Here is a 16526-nt window from a genome sequence, read left to right as displayed (position 1 = left end):
AGGCGCGGGCGTTGTCGGCAGCATGGGTCATTCAGCGATGTAGTTGGGTGGGGAGTCCCTGAAGGCTTTGGTCAGCCAGGCCAGGTACAGCAGGCCGAGCAGTGCCCAGACGCCACCGAACAGCAGCGAATGTGCGTTCAGGTCCAGCCACAGCGAGACGATGATGCAAAAGCCGATGGTCGGGGCCACCAGGTACGTCAGCTGGTTGGCAAGTCCCTGGCGCCTGCCTTCACGCAGATAGCAGTGGTTGATCACCGACAGGTTGACGAAGCTGAACGCGACCAGTGCACCGAAGTTGATGATCGAGGTGGCGGTAACCAGGTCGAAGAAGATCGCCGACAGCGAAATCAGCCCCACCACCGCAATATTCAGCACTGGCGTCTTGTAACGCGAGTGCAGGCGGGCGAACAGGCTGGCCGGGATCACATTGTCGCGGCCCATCACGTACAGCAGGCGCGACACGCTGGTCTGCGAGGCCAGGCCCGAGGCGATGGTGTTGATCACGGTGCAGGCGATGAAGATCGACTGGAACAGCTTGCCGCCGACGTACAGGGCGATTTCCGGCAGTGCCGCTTCCTGGTCGTGGAAACGGGACATGGTCGGGAAGTAGGCCTGGATGAAGTACGACACGGTGATGAACACCAGGCCGCCAATCAGGGCGGTGAGGAAGATCGCGCGAGGGATGGTCTTGCCCGGGTCGCGGGTTTCTTCGGACAGGCAGGTCACCGCGTCGAAGCCGAGGAACGAGAAGCACAGGATGGTCGCACCGGCGGCCAGGGCGCTGAGCTGGGTCTGGTTGTCGGCGAACGGCAGCAGGCTCCAGGCGGTACCTAGCCCTTCACCCTGGTCCAGGCCGCGCACGCACAGGTAGATGAACACGGCGATGATCGCCACCTGCACGGCCACGAACAGCAGGTTGAAGTGCGCCACCAGGTTCACGCTGCGCATGTTGATCAGGCTGATCAGGGTGACGAAGCCAGCCACCCACATCCACTCCGGTACTTCCGGGAACATGGCCGAAAGGTACAGCTTGGCCAGCAAGGCGTTGACCATTGGCAGCAGCAGGTAGTCCAGCAACGACGACCAGCCGACCAGGAAGCCGACGTGCGGGTTGATCGCGCGCTGGGTGTAGGTGTAGGCCGAGCCCGACTGCGGGAAGCGCCTTACCAGGGTGCCGTAGCTCACGGCGGTGAACAGGATACCGGCCAGTGCCAGGATGTAGGCGCTGGGTACGTGGCCGGCAGTAATCCCGGAAACGATGCCGAAGGTGTCGAACACGGTCATCGGGGTCAGGTAGGCCAGACCGATGATGATAACGTGCCAGAGACGCAGGGTTTTACGGAGTTGGCCGTTGCCGGAAGCGCTGTGGTCAGGCTGCATGCTTGCATGGCTCCTGCGGCTGGGCGTAAACGGCGGGCACGGTGTACTGCGCATGCGGCAAGGGCGAGCGGGTGGGCTCCATGTTGTTCACCTTTATTGTTGGAGCAGCGGGGGCGCGGGGAGCGCGCAAAGTGGTGAAAATAAAAAACGATGAGTAGCTTAGTGTCAAGTTAAACATGACAAGATGTTGCTGGATTGAAATATTTATCGATTAAAGTGGGGTTTTGTTCGGTTTTTGCGCGTTTTTTTGCGGTTATGATCAATTCTGGTGTTCGCAAAAATTAACGTGTGCCGGTCTCCCTTGGCAGGTCTGTCAGGCGTTTCCCAAAAACCGGATTTCTCGAGCCTGGCCAGCGCCAGGGCTGGGCGGCAGTGGTACTCTTGGCGTCCTGTGTGGCCCTTGGCCGCCTACGAAGCCCATATGGACAGCAATCGGTTCTATTCATGAAGAAATCAGTTGGCATCCTTTCCGGCCTGGCTATCGCCATCGCCGTCGCAACCACCGCTGGCGCCTGGTACACCGGCAAGCAGCTGCCTGCGGAGCTGGACAACGCCCTGGTCCGCAGCAACGCGGAACTCAAGAAGGCCCTGGTGAGCACCGGTGGCAGCATGAGCATCGAACGGGTGTCGCTGGAGCAGCATTTCTTCAGCAGTACCGCCCAGTACCGGCTCAAGGCCCGCGATATCAACCTGGGCGAAGGCGAAGTGGTGAATTTCGACGTTGGCGTGACCGACCAGATCGAGCACGGCCCGTTCCCCTGGTCGCGGGTAAAGGCACTGAAGCTGATGCCGGTGCTGGCAGTCAGCAACAGCACGCTGCAGAAGGACGACGCCACCGCGCCGTGGTTCGCCGCAGCGGGCGAGCAGGCCCCGGTCAGCGCACAGACCAGCCTGGGTTACGACGGCAATGTGGTCAGCCAGGTGCAGCTGGCCCCGGTCAAGCTCGACGAAGCGGATGGCAACAGCCTCGACTTCTCGGGCATGCAACTGCAAGTCAGTGGTGACCAGAAAGGCAAGGCCTCGAGCTTCCACCGCCAGGCCGATCGGTTCGTGATGAAACTGGTACGCGATGACCAGCCGCCTGCCACCTTCGAGCTCAATGGGCTGAAGGTCGGCGGCCAACTGGCGGCCACCGCGCACGAGGCCATCTACGTTGGCAACGTCGACCTGGCACTGGCCGAAACCAAGGTCACCCTGGGGCCGAAACAGCAGGTGCTGGTGGTCAAGGGGCTGGAGCAGAACGCCCTGCAAACCCTTGAGGGCCCGGATACCGTGGGTGGCCGCGTGGAGTACAAGGTCGGGGATATCACCTGGGATGGCCGTGCGGTGGGCAAGGCGCAGATGGCGGTGAGCATCACGTCGGTCAACGCGCCGGCGCTACAGGCGTTGTCGACGTGGTACCAGGCGCACCTGCCGGAATTCGAGGCCGCAGCTGCCGCTGGCCAGCCGGTGCCGGAAATCCAGATGGACGATGAGGAAAAGGCCAGGTTCCAGGGCGAGCTGCAGAAACTGCTGGCTGCCAAGCCCCGGGTGGCGGTGGAAAACCTGTCGTTCAGGACTGCCAATGGTGAAAGCCGCTTCGACCTGTCGATGGGCTTCGCCGCCCCGGCCAGCTTCGACCTGCCGCCTGACCAGTTGAGCAAGCAACTGATCACCGAGGTGAAGAGCAAGCTGTCGTTGTCCAAGCCGATGATCGGTGACCTGGCAACCTTGCAGGCACTGCTGGATGGCCAGACCGACGCCCAGGCCATTGCCATGCAATCGAGCCAGGCCGGGGAAATGGTCGGCATGATGGCGCTGCAGAGCGGCATGGCCACGGTGCAGGGCAATGATGTGGTGAGCAGCCTGCACTATGCCGACGGCATGGTCGACTTCAACGGCAAGAAGATGACCGTGGAAGAGTTCGCGATGCTCATGGCCTCGCACCTGGCGGCCCTGTCGCCGCAGGGCTGATCGAAAGCCTGTACCGGCCTCTTCACGGGTAAACCCGCTCCCACAGGAGTTTGGCAGACTCTGTGGGAGCGGGTTCACCCGCGAAAGGGCCAGTGCAGGCAACACAAAAACCACTTTAGAATTCGCTGGATTGTCTGTAGCCTTCGGCCTCCGATAATAATCCGCGCCCGCAGAGGGCCGTGGCGGCCTTTGTGCCGTCCGGCACCCTTAGCCGATCTGTCAGGGCCGGGTGATACACTCGATTTGACGCGCGCACGCGCCTGCAGGTCCAGCGATCATGACCCAGATTTCCGAACGCCTGTTGGTTCAGGCCCACCTCGACGCCAAGCAGCCAAACCCGCTGACAGCCGAGCAGGAGGCCGAATACCGTGCGGCCATCGCTGCCGAGCTCAAGGCCCAGAACGCCGTGCTGGTCGCCCACTATTACTGCGACCCGGTCATCCAGGCGCTTGCCGAAGAAACCGGCGGCTGCGTGTCCGACTCGCTGGAAATGGCCCGCTTCGGCAAGAACCACCCGGCCGAAACCGTAATCGTTGCCGGCGTGCGCTTCATGGGCGAGACGGCGAAAATCCTCACTCCCGAAAAACGCGTGCTGATGCCTACCCTGGAGGCCACCTGCTCGCTCGACCTGGGCTGCCCGGTAGAAGAGTTCTCAGCCTTCTGCGACCAGCACCCCGAGCGCACCGTGGTGGTCTACGCCAACACTTCTGCAGCCGTGAAGGCCCGTGCCGACTGGGTGGTGACCTCGAGCTGCGCGCTGGAAATCGTCGAAAGCCTGATGGACAACGGCGAAACCATCATCTGGGGCCCGGACCAGCACCTGGGGCGCTACATCCAGAAGCAAACCGGTGCCGACATGCTGCTGTGGGACGGTGCCTGCATCGTTCACGAAGAGTTCAAGTCACGCCAGTTGGCCGACATGAAGGCGCTGTACCCGGATGCGGCGATTCTGGTGCACCCCGAGTCGCCTGAAGCGGTGATCGAGCTGGCCGACGCGGTGGGCTCCACCAGCCAGCTGATCAAGGCTGCCCAGACCCTGCCGAACAAGACCTTCATCGTCGCCACCGACCGCGGCATCTTCTACAAGATGCAGCAGCTGTGCCCGGACAAGGAGTTCGTCGAAGCCCCCACCGCCGGTAACGGCGCGGCATGCCGCAGTTGCGCGCACTGCCCGTGGATGGCGATGAACACCCTGGAGCGTGTGCTGGATTGCCTGCGTAATGGCACGAACGAGATCTTTGTCGACCCGGCGCTGGTGCCGAAGGCGATCAAGCCGTTGAACCGGATGCTGGACTTTACCCAGGCAGCGCGCCTGAAGTTGTCCGGTAACGCTTGACGCCAGACCGCGTCGCTTTCTTCGCGGGTAAACCCGCTCCCACAGGTACAGCGCAGCGCTCACGGGCGGTGCGGTCCCTGTGGGAGCGGGTTTACCCGCGAAAGGGCTCTCAACGCCCCATCATTTCCTGAACCATGCGCTTCTGCTCCATGATCTCGCGCTGGCGCTGTTCAATCTGTGCTGCCAGCGGGAAGTTCCCGCCCGACCGGCGCTTGGCGTAATCCAGCTGCTGGATGGCCTGGTCGAAATCGCCCACCAGGGTGAAGTACTCGGCCCGCGCCCGGTGCAAGCCAATGGTATTGCCCGAAAGGCCCCGCACTTCGGCCATGTCGTACCACACGTCCGGGTCATCCGGCCGGCTCTTCACCAGTTCGTTCAGCACCTTTTCCGCCTCGGCGGGCTTGTTCAGTTTCACCAGCAGATCGGCACGCACCTGCTTCAGCGGGTAGTTGCCTGGGTACAGCCCCTGCATGCGTTCAGCACGCTGCTGCGCATCCGCCAGGCGGTTGTTGGTGATGTCCAGGTCGATCTGCGCCAGGTTGTAGGTAATGTCGTTGGGGGCCTTGGCCAGCAGCGGCTTGAGCAGCTCGCGCGCCTCGTTCAGCTGGCCGCCCTTGATCTGCGCCAGGGCCAGGCCGTAACGCGCGGCGTCCAGCTTGGGGTCTTCGTCCAGTTGGGCGCGGAAGCGTTTGGCCGCCAGCCCCGGGGTGCCTTCGTAGGTAAGCGCCACCCGGGCACGGATCAACTGGTAGCGCATGCTGTCCTCGACGCCGCCCTTGGGGGCCTGCTCGGCACGGTTGCGGGTGTCGGCGATACGCGACTCGGTTACCGGGTGGGTCAGCAGGAATTCCGGCGGCTTGGCGTCGTAGCGGTACTGCCGGGCCAGGCGCTCGAACATGGTCGGCATGTTGCGCGGGTCGTAGCCGGCCTTTTCCAGGTTCTGGATGCCGATCCGGTCGGCTTCCTGTTCGTTCTGCCGCGAGAAGCGCCGCTGTTCCTGGATCGCCGCCGCCTGGGTGCCGGCGATCACACCGATACCGGCATCACCGCCGCCACCGGCCGCCAGCACGATACCGGCCAGCAGCGCCGCCATCATCGGCAGTTGCATGCGCTGCTGGGCCTCGACGCCGCGGGCGAAGTGGCGCTGCGACAAGTGCGCCAGTTCGTGGGCCAGTACCGAGGCGTACTCGCCTTCGGTCTGGGCGTTGAGGAACAGCCCGCCGTTGACCCCGACGATGCCGCCGGGGGCGGCAAAGGCGTTGAGCTCACGGCTATCGATGAGGATGAATTCCAGGCGGCGGTCCTGCAACTGGCTGGTTTCGGCCAGGCGGTACACGCTGGTCTCGACGTAGTCCTTCAGCTGCGGGTCGTTGAGCTGGTTGACCTGGCCGCGCAGCAGGCTCAGCCAGGCACGGCCGAGCTGGTGCTCCTGTTGCGGCGAGACGATCGCGGAACTGGCATCACCCAGTGATGGCAGGTCGTCAGCATGGCCGGGAAGGGCCAACAGGCAGGCCAGCGTCAGCAGGGTAGGGCGCAGTAGATTCATGCATGAAGCTCGCGTCGGTCAAAGATACCTACTGTAGCGGGCTCACACGTTGGCGACCAGTGGCGCTATCCTAGCCGGCCAAATCCAGATACAGCCTGGCAATGCCTTTGGAGAGTTCCGCAATGAGTGAAACCCTGACCTGTGACGCCGAACTGGACGCCAGCGGGCTGAATTGCCCTTTGCCGCTGCTGAAGGCCAAGATGGAGCTCAACCGCCTGGCCAGCGGCGCGGTGCTCAAGGTAATCGCCACCGACGCCGGCTCCCAGCGCGACTTCCGCACTTTCGCCCAGTTGGCCGGTCATACCCTGCTGCGGGAAACGGCCGAGGCCGGTACCTACACTTACTGGCTACGCAAGGCCTGAGTCTTTCCAAGGATCGTCAATGTTCAAAGTGCTTCGCGACTGGATGCAGCGCTACTTCTCCGATGAGGAAGCGGTGGTGCTGGCGGTCCTGTTGTTCCTGGCTTTTACTGCGGTACTCACCCTGGGTGGCATGCTTGCGCCGGTGCTGGCGGGCATGGTGCTGGCGTTTCTGATGCAGGGGCTGGTCAATGCCCTGGAGCGCTTGCGGGTACCCACCCGGTTGGCGGTGATGCTGGTGTTCGCCCTGTTCATGGGCGCGCTGGCGGTGTTCATGCTGGTGCTGGTGCCACTGCTTTGGCACCAGTTGATCACCCTGTTCAACGAGCTGCCGGGCATGCTCGGCAAGTGGCAGTCGCTGCTGTTGCTGTTGCCCGAGCGCTATCCGCACCTGGTGTCGGACGAGCAGGTGCTGCATGCCATCGAGTCGGTGCGCGGAGAAATCGGCAAATTCGGCCAGTGGGCACTGACCTTCTCGCTATCGAGCCTGCCGCTTCTGGTCAACGCCATGATCTATCTGGTGCTGGTGCCGATCCTGGTGTTTTTCTTTCTCAAGGACCGCGAACTGATCGGCCGTTGGGTCAGCGGCTACCTGCCACGTCAGCGCAGCCTGCTGAACCGGGTGGGCAGCGAGATGAACCGGCAGATCGCAAACTACATCCGCGGCAAGGGCATCGAGATCCTGATCTGCGGCATTGCCACCTACATCGCCTTCATCAGCCTGGGGCTCAACTACGCCGCGTTGCTGGCGCTGCTGGTGGGGCTGTCGGTGGTGGTGCCTTACGTGGGCGCGGTTGTGGTGACCGTGCCGGTGACGTTGATCGCACTGTTCCAGTGGGGCTGGGGTGACCAGTTCATCTACCTGATGACGGTGTACGCGATCATCCAGGCGCTGGACGGCAACGTGCTGGTGCCGCTGCTGTTCTCCGAGGCGGTGAGCCTGCACCCGGTGGCGATCATTTGCGCGGTGTTGCTGTTTGGCGGGTTGTGGGGGTTCTGGGGGATCTTCTTTGCCATCCCGCTGGCGACCTTGATCAAGGCCGTGCTGGATGCCTGGCCACGGCAGGAGCCTAGTGTGTCACCGATGCTGTAATTTTGGGGCTGCTTTGCAGCCCATCGCGACACAAGGCCGCTCCTACAGGGATACGCGATTTCCTGTAGGAGCGGCCTTGTGTCGCGAAAGGGGCGCAAAGCGCCCCCAACGATCTCAAGCCTTGTTCAGGGCCTGGGCGGCAGCCAGTACTGCATCCACATGCCCGGGCACCTTCACCCCGCGCCATTCCTGGCGCAGCACTCCGTCCTTGTCGATCAGGAAGGTGCTGCGGTCAACGCCCATGTATTCCTTGCCATACAGCTTCTTCAGCTTGATCACATCGAACAGCTGGCACAGGGCTTCGTCCTTGTCGCTGATCAGTTCGAACGGGAAGCCTTGCTTGGCCTTGAAGTTCTCGTGCGACTTGATGCCATCGCGCGACACGCCGAACACCACGGTGTTGGCTGCGGCAAAGGCATCGTGCTGGTCACGGAAACCCTGGCCCTCGGTGGTGCAGCCCGGGGTGCTGTCCTTCGGGTAGAAGTACACCACCACCTGTCGGCCCTTGAGCTCGGCCAGGCTGACGGTTTGCCCGCTGGTGGCCTGGGCCTGGAAGTCGGCAACGGGTTGGTCGAGTGCTACGGCCATGGTCGGTTTCCTTACATTGGGTTCTGTGGACGCCATGGCTCGATCAGCGCATCGAGGTTCAGGGCATCGGCAAAGTCCAGGAACTGGTCACGCAGCCAGCTGATCTGGGTGCCGGCCGGCAGAATCACGGTGAACTGGGCGTTGAGCATGCTGCTGCCGGTCTGCGGTGCCAGGTAGGTATCGCAGGTCATGGCTTCCAGCTCGACGCGGTGGTCGAGGAAGAACTGGCACAGCTCGTTGATGATGTCCGGCCGGTAGGCGGCGCTGACGTAGGCCACGTAGGGCAGGGCCTGCGGGCGCACTTCCTGGTCGGCGCTGCGCACCACGTCCAGGGTCAGGCCGTGCTTCTTGCCCAGGCCCGGCAGCATGGCTTCGAGGCGCGCCAGGGCGTCCCAGCTGCCACCTACCTGCAGTACCAGGGCGCTGGTCTCGCCGTGGCGGCTCAGGCGCGAGGTGACCACCGCGCAGCGGTTCTCGAACGCAGCGCGGCTGAGGACGTTGGCCAGCTCCATGGGGTTCGGGCCCAAGGCACTGATGACAAGGAATTGTTCGCGGACGGTGGGGGTGGACATGCAGCATTCCTAAAGCGATGAGCGGTCGGCACAGGACGGGCGAAAGCCTCCTGTCGGCAGGGCCCGGGGCTCGCATGCGAGGTCGTGGACGCTGGCGGGGAGCAAGGTCGACGGCCCGGCGGGCCGCGCTGCACCGATCAAAGCATCAAGGGTAGCGAAATAAGGCGCCGAGGGGAATGCTCCGCCCGCCTGCTTCGCTTGTGCAAGGCCGATGCCCCCAGTACCATTACCGCTCTCTTTTTCCGGCAGGAGCAGTTACATGATTGCGGGCAGTATGGTGGCATTGGTCACTCCCATGGATGCACAAGGGCGTCTTGACTGGGACAGCCTCGACAAACTTGTAGACTTCCACCTGGAAAACGGCACCCATGCGATCGTCGCTGTCGGCACCACCGGTGAGTCCGCCACGCTGGATGTCGAAGAACACATCCTGGTCATCAAGCACGTGGTTGAGCGCGTCAAGCGCAGCAGCCGCCGCATCCCGGTCATCGCCGGCACCGGTGCCAACTCCACTGCCGAAGCCGTGCACCTGACCCAGAACGCCAAGAATGCCGGCGCCGACGCCTGCCTGCTGGTGGTACCGTACTACAACAAGCCGACGCAAGAAGGCCTGTACCAGCACTTCAAGCACATCGCCGAAGCCGTCGACATCCCGCAGATTCTCTACAACGTACCCGGCCGCACCTCCTGCGACATGCAGGCCGATACCGTGATCCGCCTGTCGAAGGTCAAGAACATCATCGGCATCAAGGAAGCCACCGGCGACCTCGTACGCGCCAAGGCCATCCTTGATGGCGTCGACAAAGACTTCATCGTCATGTCCGGCGACGACCCGACCGCCGTCGAGCTGATCCTGATGGGCGGCAAAGGCAACATCTCCGTCACCGCCAACGTCGCCCCGCGCGAAATGGCCGACCTGTGCGAGGCCGCCCTTGAGGGCAATGCCGAGAAGGCCCGCGCAATCAACGAAAAACTCATGCCGCTGCACAAAGACCTGTTCTGCGAGTCCAACCCGATCCCGGTGAAATGGGCACTCGTCGAAATGGGCCTGATGCACAAAGGCATTCGCCTGCCGCTGACCTGGCTGAGCGAAGGCTGCCACGAAAAAGTCCGTACTGCCTTGCGCCAGTCCGGCGTACTGGTTTAAGAGGAAGTACACCGCATGAAGCGACTGGCTGGTCTTTCCGCCCTTGCCCTGATCATTTCCAGCACCAGTGGGTGTGGCTGGCTGTGGGGCGAGGATGGCTATTTCCGCGACCGCGGCAGCGATTACCTGCAGGCGCGCCCGACTGCGCCGATGCAGCTGCCGCCGGACGCCAGCAACGTCAAGCGCCTTGACCCGCTGCTGCCGATCCCACGCAACGTCGCCGACGACAGCGCCACCGGCGAATTCGAGGTGCCTCGCCCGCAACCGATGACCGGTGGCGCCGCCCAGGTTACCGACTACAGCCTGCAGCGCAGCGGCAGCAGCCGTTGGGTGCTGGCTCAGCATTCGCCGGCCGAAGTATGGCCGGTGGCTCGCCAGTTCTTCGAGGACAACGGCTTCCGCATCGCCGAAGAGCGTCCGCAGACCGGCGAATTCAACACCACCTGGCAGCGTTTCGACGAACTGTCGGCATCGCTCGGCCAGCGCCTGGCCAGCACTGCCAGCAGCGCTGACAGTGAAGTGCGCGTGCGTGTGCGCATGGAGCCTGGCGTGCAGCGCAACACCTCCGAGGTGTATGTGGTCAGCGTCGAGCGCCCGGCTGGCAGCACTGCCGAGCCCGATTTCCCGTCCACCTCCAGCAACACCGGTGCCGATGCCCTGCTGGTCGACGAAATGCTTGCCAGCATGAACCGCAGCGCCGAGAAGGGCGGTTCGGTATCGCTGCTGGCCGCGCGCGATTTCGACGCGCCAAGCCGGGTCAGCCTGAGCGAAGACGGCAGCGGCAACCCGGTGCTGTACCTGGGCGCCGACCTGGATCGCGCCTGGTCCAGCGTGGGCCGTGCCCTGGAGCAAGGTGGCGAGTGGCGTGTCGAGGACATCAACCGCAGCCTGGGCCTGTACTACATCAACCTGTCTGAAAAGCCTGAAGACAAGCAGAACCAGCCTGGCTTCTTCGGCCGCATGTTCGGCAGCGAGCCGACCAAGGAAGAGCGTGAAGCCCGTGCCGAGCGCTACCAGGTTCGCTTGAGCAAGGTGGGTGAGAGCGTGCAGGTCACGGTCGAGAAGAACATCAACACCGTGGCCCCGGCCGATGTCGCCCGCCGCGTGCTGAGCGCCATTCAGGACCACCTGGGCTAAGTGCGCTTCGCGGTACTCGGAAGCGGCAGCCAGGGAAACGGCACGCTGATCGCCAGTGGTGGCACGTTCATCCTGGTCGATTGCGGGTTCTCCCTGCGCGAGACCGAGCGGCGCCTGGCGCTGCTCGGCGTGTCGGCGGCACAGCTCAGTGCGGTACTGGTCACCCACGAACATGCCGACCACGTGCATGGGGTCGGCTTGCTGTCACGGCGCTACAATGTACCGGTCTACCTCAGCCAGGGGACCTTGCGCGGCATGCGCAAGCCGGTGGAGGTGGCCGGTTTTCTCGCTTGTGGCCAAAGCCTGCGTATCGGCAGTCTGGAAGTGACCGCGGCGCGGGTCGAGCACGACGCCTACGAGCCGCTGCAGTATGTGGTCAGCGACGGCCAGCGGCGCTTCGGCATGCTGACCGACCTGGGCTCGTACGACGCGCTGCTGCTGGAGCGTTACCAGGGCCTGGATGCGCTGCTGATCGAGGCCAACCACTGCCGCGACTTGCTGGCACGCGGTCACTACCCGGCCTTCCTGAAGCAGCGGGTGGGTGGCATGCAAGGACATTTGAACAATCACCAGGCCGCGCGCCTGGTGCACGAGTTGGGCTGGAGCAACCTGCAACACCTGGTGCTGGCCCACCTCAGCAGCAAGAACAACCTGCCACACTTGGCTCGCCAGTGCTTCGTCGACACCCTTGGGTGCGACCCGGACTGGCTCCAGGTGGCGAATCAGGAACACGGGCTCGACTGGCGTGAAATCGCCTAGCCCAACACCTCAAGCAAGCGGAGCCCAATCATGGAAAAACGCGACGAACTCTACCGCGGCAAGGCCAAATCGGTTTACAAGACCGACGACGCCGACCGCTTGATCCTGCTGTTCCGTAACGACACTTCGGCGTTCGACGGCAAGCGCATCGAACAGCTCGACCGCAAAGGCATGGTGAACAACAAGTTCAACGCCTTCATCATGCAGAAACTGGAAGAAGCCGGTGTGCCGACCCAGTTCGACAAGCTGCTGGGCGACAACGAGTGCCTGGTGAAGAAGCTGGACATGATCCCGGTCGAGTGCGTGGTGCGCAACTACGCCGCCGGCAGCCTGGTCAAGCGCCTGGGCGTGGAGGAGGGCATCAAGCTGGAGCCGTCCACCTTCGAGCTGTTCCTGAAGAACGACGAGAAGGGCGACCCCTTCATCAACGAATCCCACGTTGTCGCGTTCGGCTGGGGCACTGCCGAGCAGCTGGCCGAAATGAAAAAGCTGTCGTTGAAAGTCAACGAAGTGCTGAGCAAGCTGTTCGATGACGCCGGCCTGCTGCTGGTCGACTTCAAGCTGGAATTCGGCGTATTCCATGGCCAGATCGTGCTGGGCGACGAGTTCAGCCCGGACGGCTGCCGCCTGTGGGACAAAGAGACCCGCAAGAAGATGGACAAGGACCGCTTCCGTCAGGGGCTGGGCGACGTTATCGAAGCCTACGAAGAAGTTGCCAAGCGCCTGGGCGTGCCGCTGTAAGCGGTGCGTTCACGCAAGCGCCTGATACCACGCGATTTTTTTTAAAAAAAGGTTTGCGTTTTAAAAGAACGCTGGTATGATGCGCGGCATTGGAGAGATGCCGGAGTGGTCGAACGGGACGGATTCGAAATCCGTTGTACTGGCAACAGTACCTAGGGTTCAAATCCCTATCTCTCCGCCATACGCGAAGTAAGCGAAGCCCCCGAAAACGTTAAAGTTTTCGGGGGCTTCGTCGTTTCTGGCCATTGGGTTAGGGCAAATTCAGGCCAGAAATTGAACATGCGAGGCCGTGTCCGGCACAGCTTTCGGCAAAGAGCACCGGCGTTGCTCGAACGTGCGGCTTGGTTACTCGATGGCAAACACCATACCGGCCAGAGGCGCGTTTAAGGCCGCCGCAATGCCCACTGCGCCCCCGGCAAGTATCGAACCCCACTTGCGTGATAGAAGTGGGTCACCAGTCAGGTTTTCTAGGTCATCGAACTTGCTTTGGTCATGGCAGATGCTTTACGGATGCTGTATGCACCCCAGGCCAGGCCAAGCAATGCTGCAATCACCGATGCCGAAAGCACGCCAAGTTTCGCCGCCCCCAGCGCGCCAGGATCGACGAAGGCGAGATTGGCAATGAAGATCGACATGGTGAAACCGATGCCGGCCAGCAGCCCGACCAAGGTGATGCTGCGCCAGCTCACCTCGGCGGGAAGCGCGCACCAGCCCAAGCGGACCATCAGCCAACTGACGCTGACGATGCCCAAGGGTTTGCCAACTACCAGAGCGACAGCGACGGCGATCATCACCCACTGCGGGGCCTCGGCTGACAAATCGACACCCGAAAGATTTACCCCGGCATTGGCCAAGGCAAACACCGGCATGATGCCGAAGGCTACCCAAGGGTGCAGGGTGCCTTGCATGCGCACCACTGGTGGCACCAGTTCGCGCTGGGCCAGGCGCAGGCGCTTCAACGGGTCCATGAGGTCGCTGGCATCGCGCTCGGGCGCCCTGGCGCGCCCCAGCAGCTCTCCGGTGAATCGGCTGATTGCATCCAGTGGTCGCTCGCGCATCGGCATTGCGACCACTGGCGTCATCAGGCCCAGCACAACGCCTGCAAGGGTGGGGTGGGCTCCGGTCAACAAGATGCCCAGCCAGGTGACAAAGCCGGGAATGATATACGCGTAGGCCGAACCCACTCCGATCTTCTGCAGCCCGATCACCATCAGCAGGCCGATCAGCGCAACCCCGAAACCGCTGTAATCGAGGCCGCCCGAATAGAAGAACGCGATGATCAGCACCGCGATGATGTCATCGATGATGGCCAGGGCCAGCAGAAACACGCGGACGTTGGACGGGATCGACTTGCCGAGCAGCGCCAGGACACCTACCGCAAAGGCGATATCCGTAGCCGTCGGTACGGCCCAGCCTTGTTGTTCCGCCGCAGCGTGACCAAAACCCAAATAGAAGAGCGCGGGTACGGCTACACCGCCAATGGCGGCCGCCATGGGCAGCATGGCCTGCCGAAGGCTGGACAGTGCGCCCTCGTGGATCTCGCGACGGATCTCCATGCCCACGACAAGGAAGAAGATGGTCATCAAGCCATCATTGATCCAGAAATGCAGCGACTGTGAATAGATCAGCGAACCCACGCCGATCGTCAACGGTGTGTGCCAAAGGGCGTCGTAGCTTTCGGCAGCCGGGGAGTTGGCCCAGATCAGCGCAGCAATAGCTGCAACCAGTAGAACGATGCCGCTAACCGCTTCAATGTGCAGAAAGCGTTCAAGGTTGGCGAAGGCACGCTCGGCCAATTCCTGGGCGCGAGACAATTCCTTTTTTTGCATAGGCGCAAGTACTCCCGCATGGCGGCCCGACCTGCGCTGTTCTTTAACCTGCCCCACTGCACCGTGCAGCTGGCACCCGTGCAGTAGTCTACCGAACAACCGCTACTCACGGCTATGACGTGACCGTGAATGAGCGTGAAGATGGGCGGGTAACCTCTGGCCTAGAATCGCCAGAAAGCTGGAGAGACGAGTACCAGTACGGTCAGGATTTCGAGCCGTCCAAGCAGCATGCCGACAGTCAGCAGCCATTTGGCAGCGTCCGATAACGAGGCGAAATTACCTGCAGGACCGATAAGCGTTCCCAGCCCCGGGCCGACGTTGCACACGGCGGTAGCGGCCCCGCTCAATGCCGTTGTCCAGTCGAGCCCTAGCAGCGAGAGGCCAAGGGCGATGACCGCGATGGTGACTGAGAAGAAGAACGAAAACGTCAGCAGTGAGCGCACGATCTCTTCATCGATCGGGTGCCCATTGTATTTCTTCGAGATCGTTGCCCTTGGATGGATCAACTGTTTCAGGCTGCTGACAAGCAAGGCCGCGGCCACCTGGAAACGGAATATCTTCAGGCCTCCAGCGGTAGACCCCGAGCAGCCACCGACGAACGTCAGGTAAAAGAACAGCATGATGGCGAAGCTGCCCCAGAGCGTGTAATCGCCCACGGCAATACCCGTGGTGGTCACCACGGAGGTGACGTTGACCGCCACGATACGGAACGCATCCCACCATGACAGATCGCTGTGCAAGCAGAGCCAGGTTCCGACCGTGAGCCAGATGAAGACGAGAAAGCCAATGAAACCGCGGACTTGATGGTCATCGAACAGGATGCGCCGATGGCCACGCAGCGTGGCCACATACAGGGTGAAGGGGAGGCTGCCGAGGATCATGATGACAACGGCTACCCAATGCACCGCAGGCTGCCCCCAGTGGCCCAGCGAGGCATCGGAGGTAGAGAAACCACCGGTTGAAATCAGTGCCATCGAATGATTGATGGCTTCGAACGGGGTCATGCCGGCAGCCCACAACGCCCATGTTCCCAAGACTGTCAGGCCCACATAGATGATCAGGATCATCTTGGCCGCAACATGCGAGCGGGGTGTCACTTTGTCTGACCAATCCGAAGATTCGGTCTGGAACAGACGCATGCCACCTACGCGCAGCAGGGGCAGGATCGCGACAGCCATGCCGATAAAGCCGATGCCTCCCAGCCAGTGCAGCAAAGACCGCCAGATAAGCAACCCGGGCGATGCATTGTCCAGCCCGGTCAGTACCGTCGAGCCGGTGGTGGTGATCCCTGACATGGTTTCGAAGAACGCGTCCGTGTAACTGATGTGCCGGATGAACACCATCGGCAAGGCCGCAAATGCGCAAACGATGACCCAGCTTGCCGTTGTGAGCAGGTACATGTCCCTGGCGCGCAGTTGCGGTGCGCCGGGAGCGCCTCGGGCCACCATGACCAGGCCTGCGCAGAGGACGATAAGGCTTGACCAGACGAAAGCGCCGAGATCATCGCTGCGGTCGTACAGCAGCAGTGTCAGCATCGGGATTACCATGCTGACGGCCAAGGTGATCAGGAATACACCAATAATGAAGGCTATGAAGCGCAACGCTGGAAGCGGCATTAGTTGAGCTCGTGCGGACAATGCCGGCAGTATTGCCTGCCGTACAGCAATGTCGAGTAAAAAAGCCGTAATGTCTTAGGACAGTTCATACAGAGCCACTCGATTGTTGCACAGGTGCAACTAGCCAGTGCACCTTGCGGCTTGGATCCGATGCCTGGGTTCTGTATCATCCCGGCGCCATCAGACGATGGCCGAAGATGATTCATTTAAAGGACTTAGTATGAAAAAGCTGTTCAAGGCTACTGTAGCCGTTGCTGTCGTTTCGGGTGTTGCCCTGCTGTCGGGTTGCACTGGTCAGGTTTACAACCAGCCAAAAAACTGCACCTACGACTACCTGTTCCACCCTTCGGTTTCCATCTCCAAGATCATCGGTGGCTGCGGCCCGATCGATAAACTGCCTCAGCAGCAGTAATCTTGGCGGTACCCTGATCGCGACGCTTGCGGCGTGATCCAAGGCCCCCGGTCATGTA

At 62.1% G+C, this 16526-nt stretch carries 15 protein-coding genes, 1 tRNA gene and 1 pseudogene; 10 read left to right on the top strand and 7 right to left on the bottom strand.

Translation table 11 applies throughout. The features are described 5' to 3' along the window. Positions 1-27 precede the first annotated feature (27 nt). On the bottom strand, positions 28-1380 hold the full coding sequence (locus KDB76_RS22055; RefSeq protein WP_013973798.1) for an APC family permease: 1353 nt from the start codon (positions 1378-1380) through the stop codon (positions 28-30). 444 nt (positions 1381-1824) lie between these two features. Here KDB76_RS22055 and KDB76_RS22050 point away from each other — a divergent pair, with 444 nt between their 5' ends. Next, on the top strand, positions 1825-3333 hold the full coding sequence (locus KDB76_RS22050) for a YdgA family protein (protein ID WP_038410101.1): 1509 nt from the start codon (positions 1825-1827) through the stop codon (positions 3331-3333). A 277-nt stretch (positions 3334-3610) separates the two neighbouring features. Beyond that, complete coding sequence (gene nadA, locus KDB76_RS22045; RefSeq protein WP_003254747.1) at positions 3611-4669, top strand: quinolinate synthase NadA; 1059 nt, start codon at positions 3611-3613, stop codon at positions 4667-4669. A gap of 109 nt (positions 4670-4778) precedes the next feature. Here the strand turns inward: nadA and KDB76_RS22040 are convergent, their stop codons facing one another. Then, a complete protein-coding gene (locus KDB76_RS22040) occupies positions 4779-6215 on the bottom strand; it encodes a M48 family metalloprotease (RefSeq protein ID WP_038410100.1) in 1437 nt (478 codons plus the stop codon). A 122-nt stretch (positions 6216-6337) separates the two neighbouring features. On the opposite strand from KDB76_RS22040, the gene KDB76_RS22035 reads away from it, so the two are divergent. Together KDB76_RS22035 and KDB76_RS22030 are read left to right on the top strand one after the other, a co-directional pair. Further along, entirely contained in the window at positions 6338-6577 is a 240-nt protein-coding gene (locus tag KDB76_RS22035; RefSeq protein WP_004375233.1) for a sulfurtransferase TusA family protein, read from the top strand. Between the two features lie 19 nt (positions 6578-6596). Continuing rightward, entirely contained in the window at positions 6597-7667 is a 1071-nt protein-coding gene (locus KDB76_RS22030; protein ID WP_015271461.1) for an AI-2E family transporter, read from the top strand. 114 nt (positions 7668-7781) lie between these two features. Here the strand turns inward: KDB76_RS22030 and KDB76_RS22025 are convergent, their stop codons facing one another. Beyond that, positions 7782-8255 carry a peroxiredoxin gene (locus tag KDB76_RS22025; protein ID WP_013973794.1) on the bottom strand — a complete coding sequence of 158 codons (474 nt, stop codon included), beginning with the start codon at positions 8253-8255 and terminating at the stop codon, positions 7782-7784. A gap of 11 nt (positions 8256-8266) precedes the next feature. Then, positions 8267-8827, bottom strand: coding sequence for a glycine cleavage system protein R (locus tag KDB76_RS22020; RefSeq protein WP_013973793.1), 561 nt, complete (start codon positions 8825-8827; stop codon positions 8267-8269). Positions 8828-9086: 259 nt separating this feature from the next. On the opposite strand from KDB76_RS22020, the gene dapA reads away from it, so the two are divergent. From dapA to KDB76_RS21995, 5 genes are all read left to right on the top strand, one after another. Beyond that, positions 9087-9974, top strand: coding sequence for a 4-hydroxy-tetrahydrodipicolinate synthase (gene dapA / locus KDB76_RS22015; RefSeq protein WP_023660687.1), 888 nt, complete (start codon positions 9087-9089; stop codon positions 9972-9974). A 15-nt stretch (positions 9975-9989) separates the two neighbouring features. Beyond that, a complete protein-coding gene (bamC, locus tag KDB76_RS22010) occupies positions 9990-11111 on the top strand; it encodes an outer membrane protein assembly factor BamC (RefSeq protein WP_004375223.1) in 1122 nt (373 codons plus the stop codon). Continuing rightward, positions 11112-11870 carry an MBL fold metallo-hydrolase gene (locus KDB76_RS22005; protein ID WP_013973791.1) on the top strand — a complete coding sequence of 253 codons (759 nt, stop codon included), beginning with the start codon at positions 11112-11114 and terminating at the stop codon, positions 11868-11870. A gap of 30 nt (positions 11871-11900) precedes the next feature. Then, positions 11901-12611, top strand: coding sequence for a phosphoribosylaminoimidazolesuccinocarboxamide synthase (purC, locus tag KDB76_RS22000; protein WP_004375217.1), 711 nt, complete (start codon positions 11901-11903; stop codon positions 12609-12611). Positions 12612-12702: 91 nt separating this feature from the next. Next, positions 12703-12792, top strand: a tRNA-Ser gene (locus KDB76_RS21995). 167 nt (positions 12793-12959) lie between these two features. Here the strand turns inward: KDB76_RS21995 and KDB76_RS21990 are convergent. The 3 genes and pseudogenes from KDB76_RS21990 to KDB76_RS21980 all read right to left on the bottom strand — a co-directional run. Further along, positions 12960-13040: pseudogene (locus KDB76_RS21990) on the bottom strand (hypothetical protein); the annotation flags it as partial. A 38-nt stretch (positions 13041-13078) separates the two neighbouring features. After that, entirely contained in the window at positions 13079-14440 is a 1362-nt protein-coding gene (gene nhaA, locus KDB76_RS21985) for a Na+/H+ antiporter NhaA (protein ID WP_038410099.1), read from the bottom strand. 161 nt (positions 14441-14601) lie between these two features. After that, positions 14602-16056, bottom strand: a complete 1455-nt coding sequence (locus KDB76_RS21980) for a TrkH family potassium uptake protein (RefSeq protein WP_023660685.1) — start codon at positions 16054-16056, stop codon at positions 14602-14604. A gap of 220 nt (positions 16057-16276) precedes the next feature. Between KDB76_RS21980 and KDB76_RS21975 the strand changes: the two genes are divergently transcribed. Further along, the gene (locus tag KDB76_RS21975; RefSeq protein ID WP_003254720.1) at positions 16277-16468 is read left to right on the top strand and encodes a YhfL family protein; all 192 of its coding nucleotides are present in this window, start codon (positions 16277-16279) and stop codon (positions 16466-16468) included. The last annotated feature ends 58 nt before the right edge of the window (positions 16469-16526 follow it).

Source organism: Pseudomonas sp. JS425 (assembly GCF_018223845.1).
GTDB classification, from domain to species: domain Bacteria; phylum Pseudomonadota; class Gammaproteobacteria; order Pseudomonadales; family Pseudomonadaceae; genus Aquipseudomonas; species Aquipseudomonas asiatica.
This window is presented reverse-complemented; position numbering and strand designations above follow the sequence as displayed.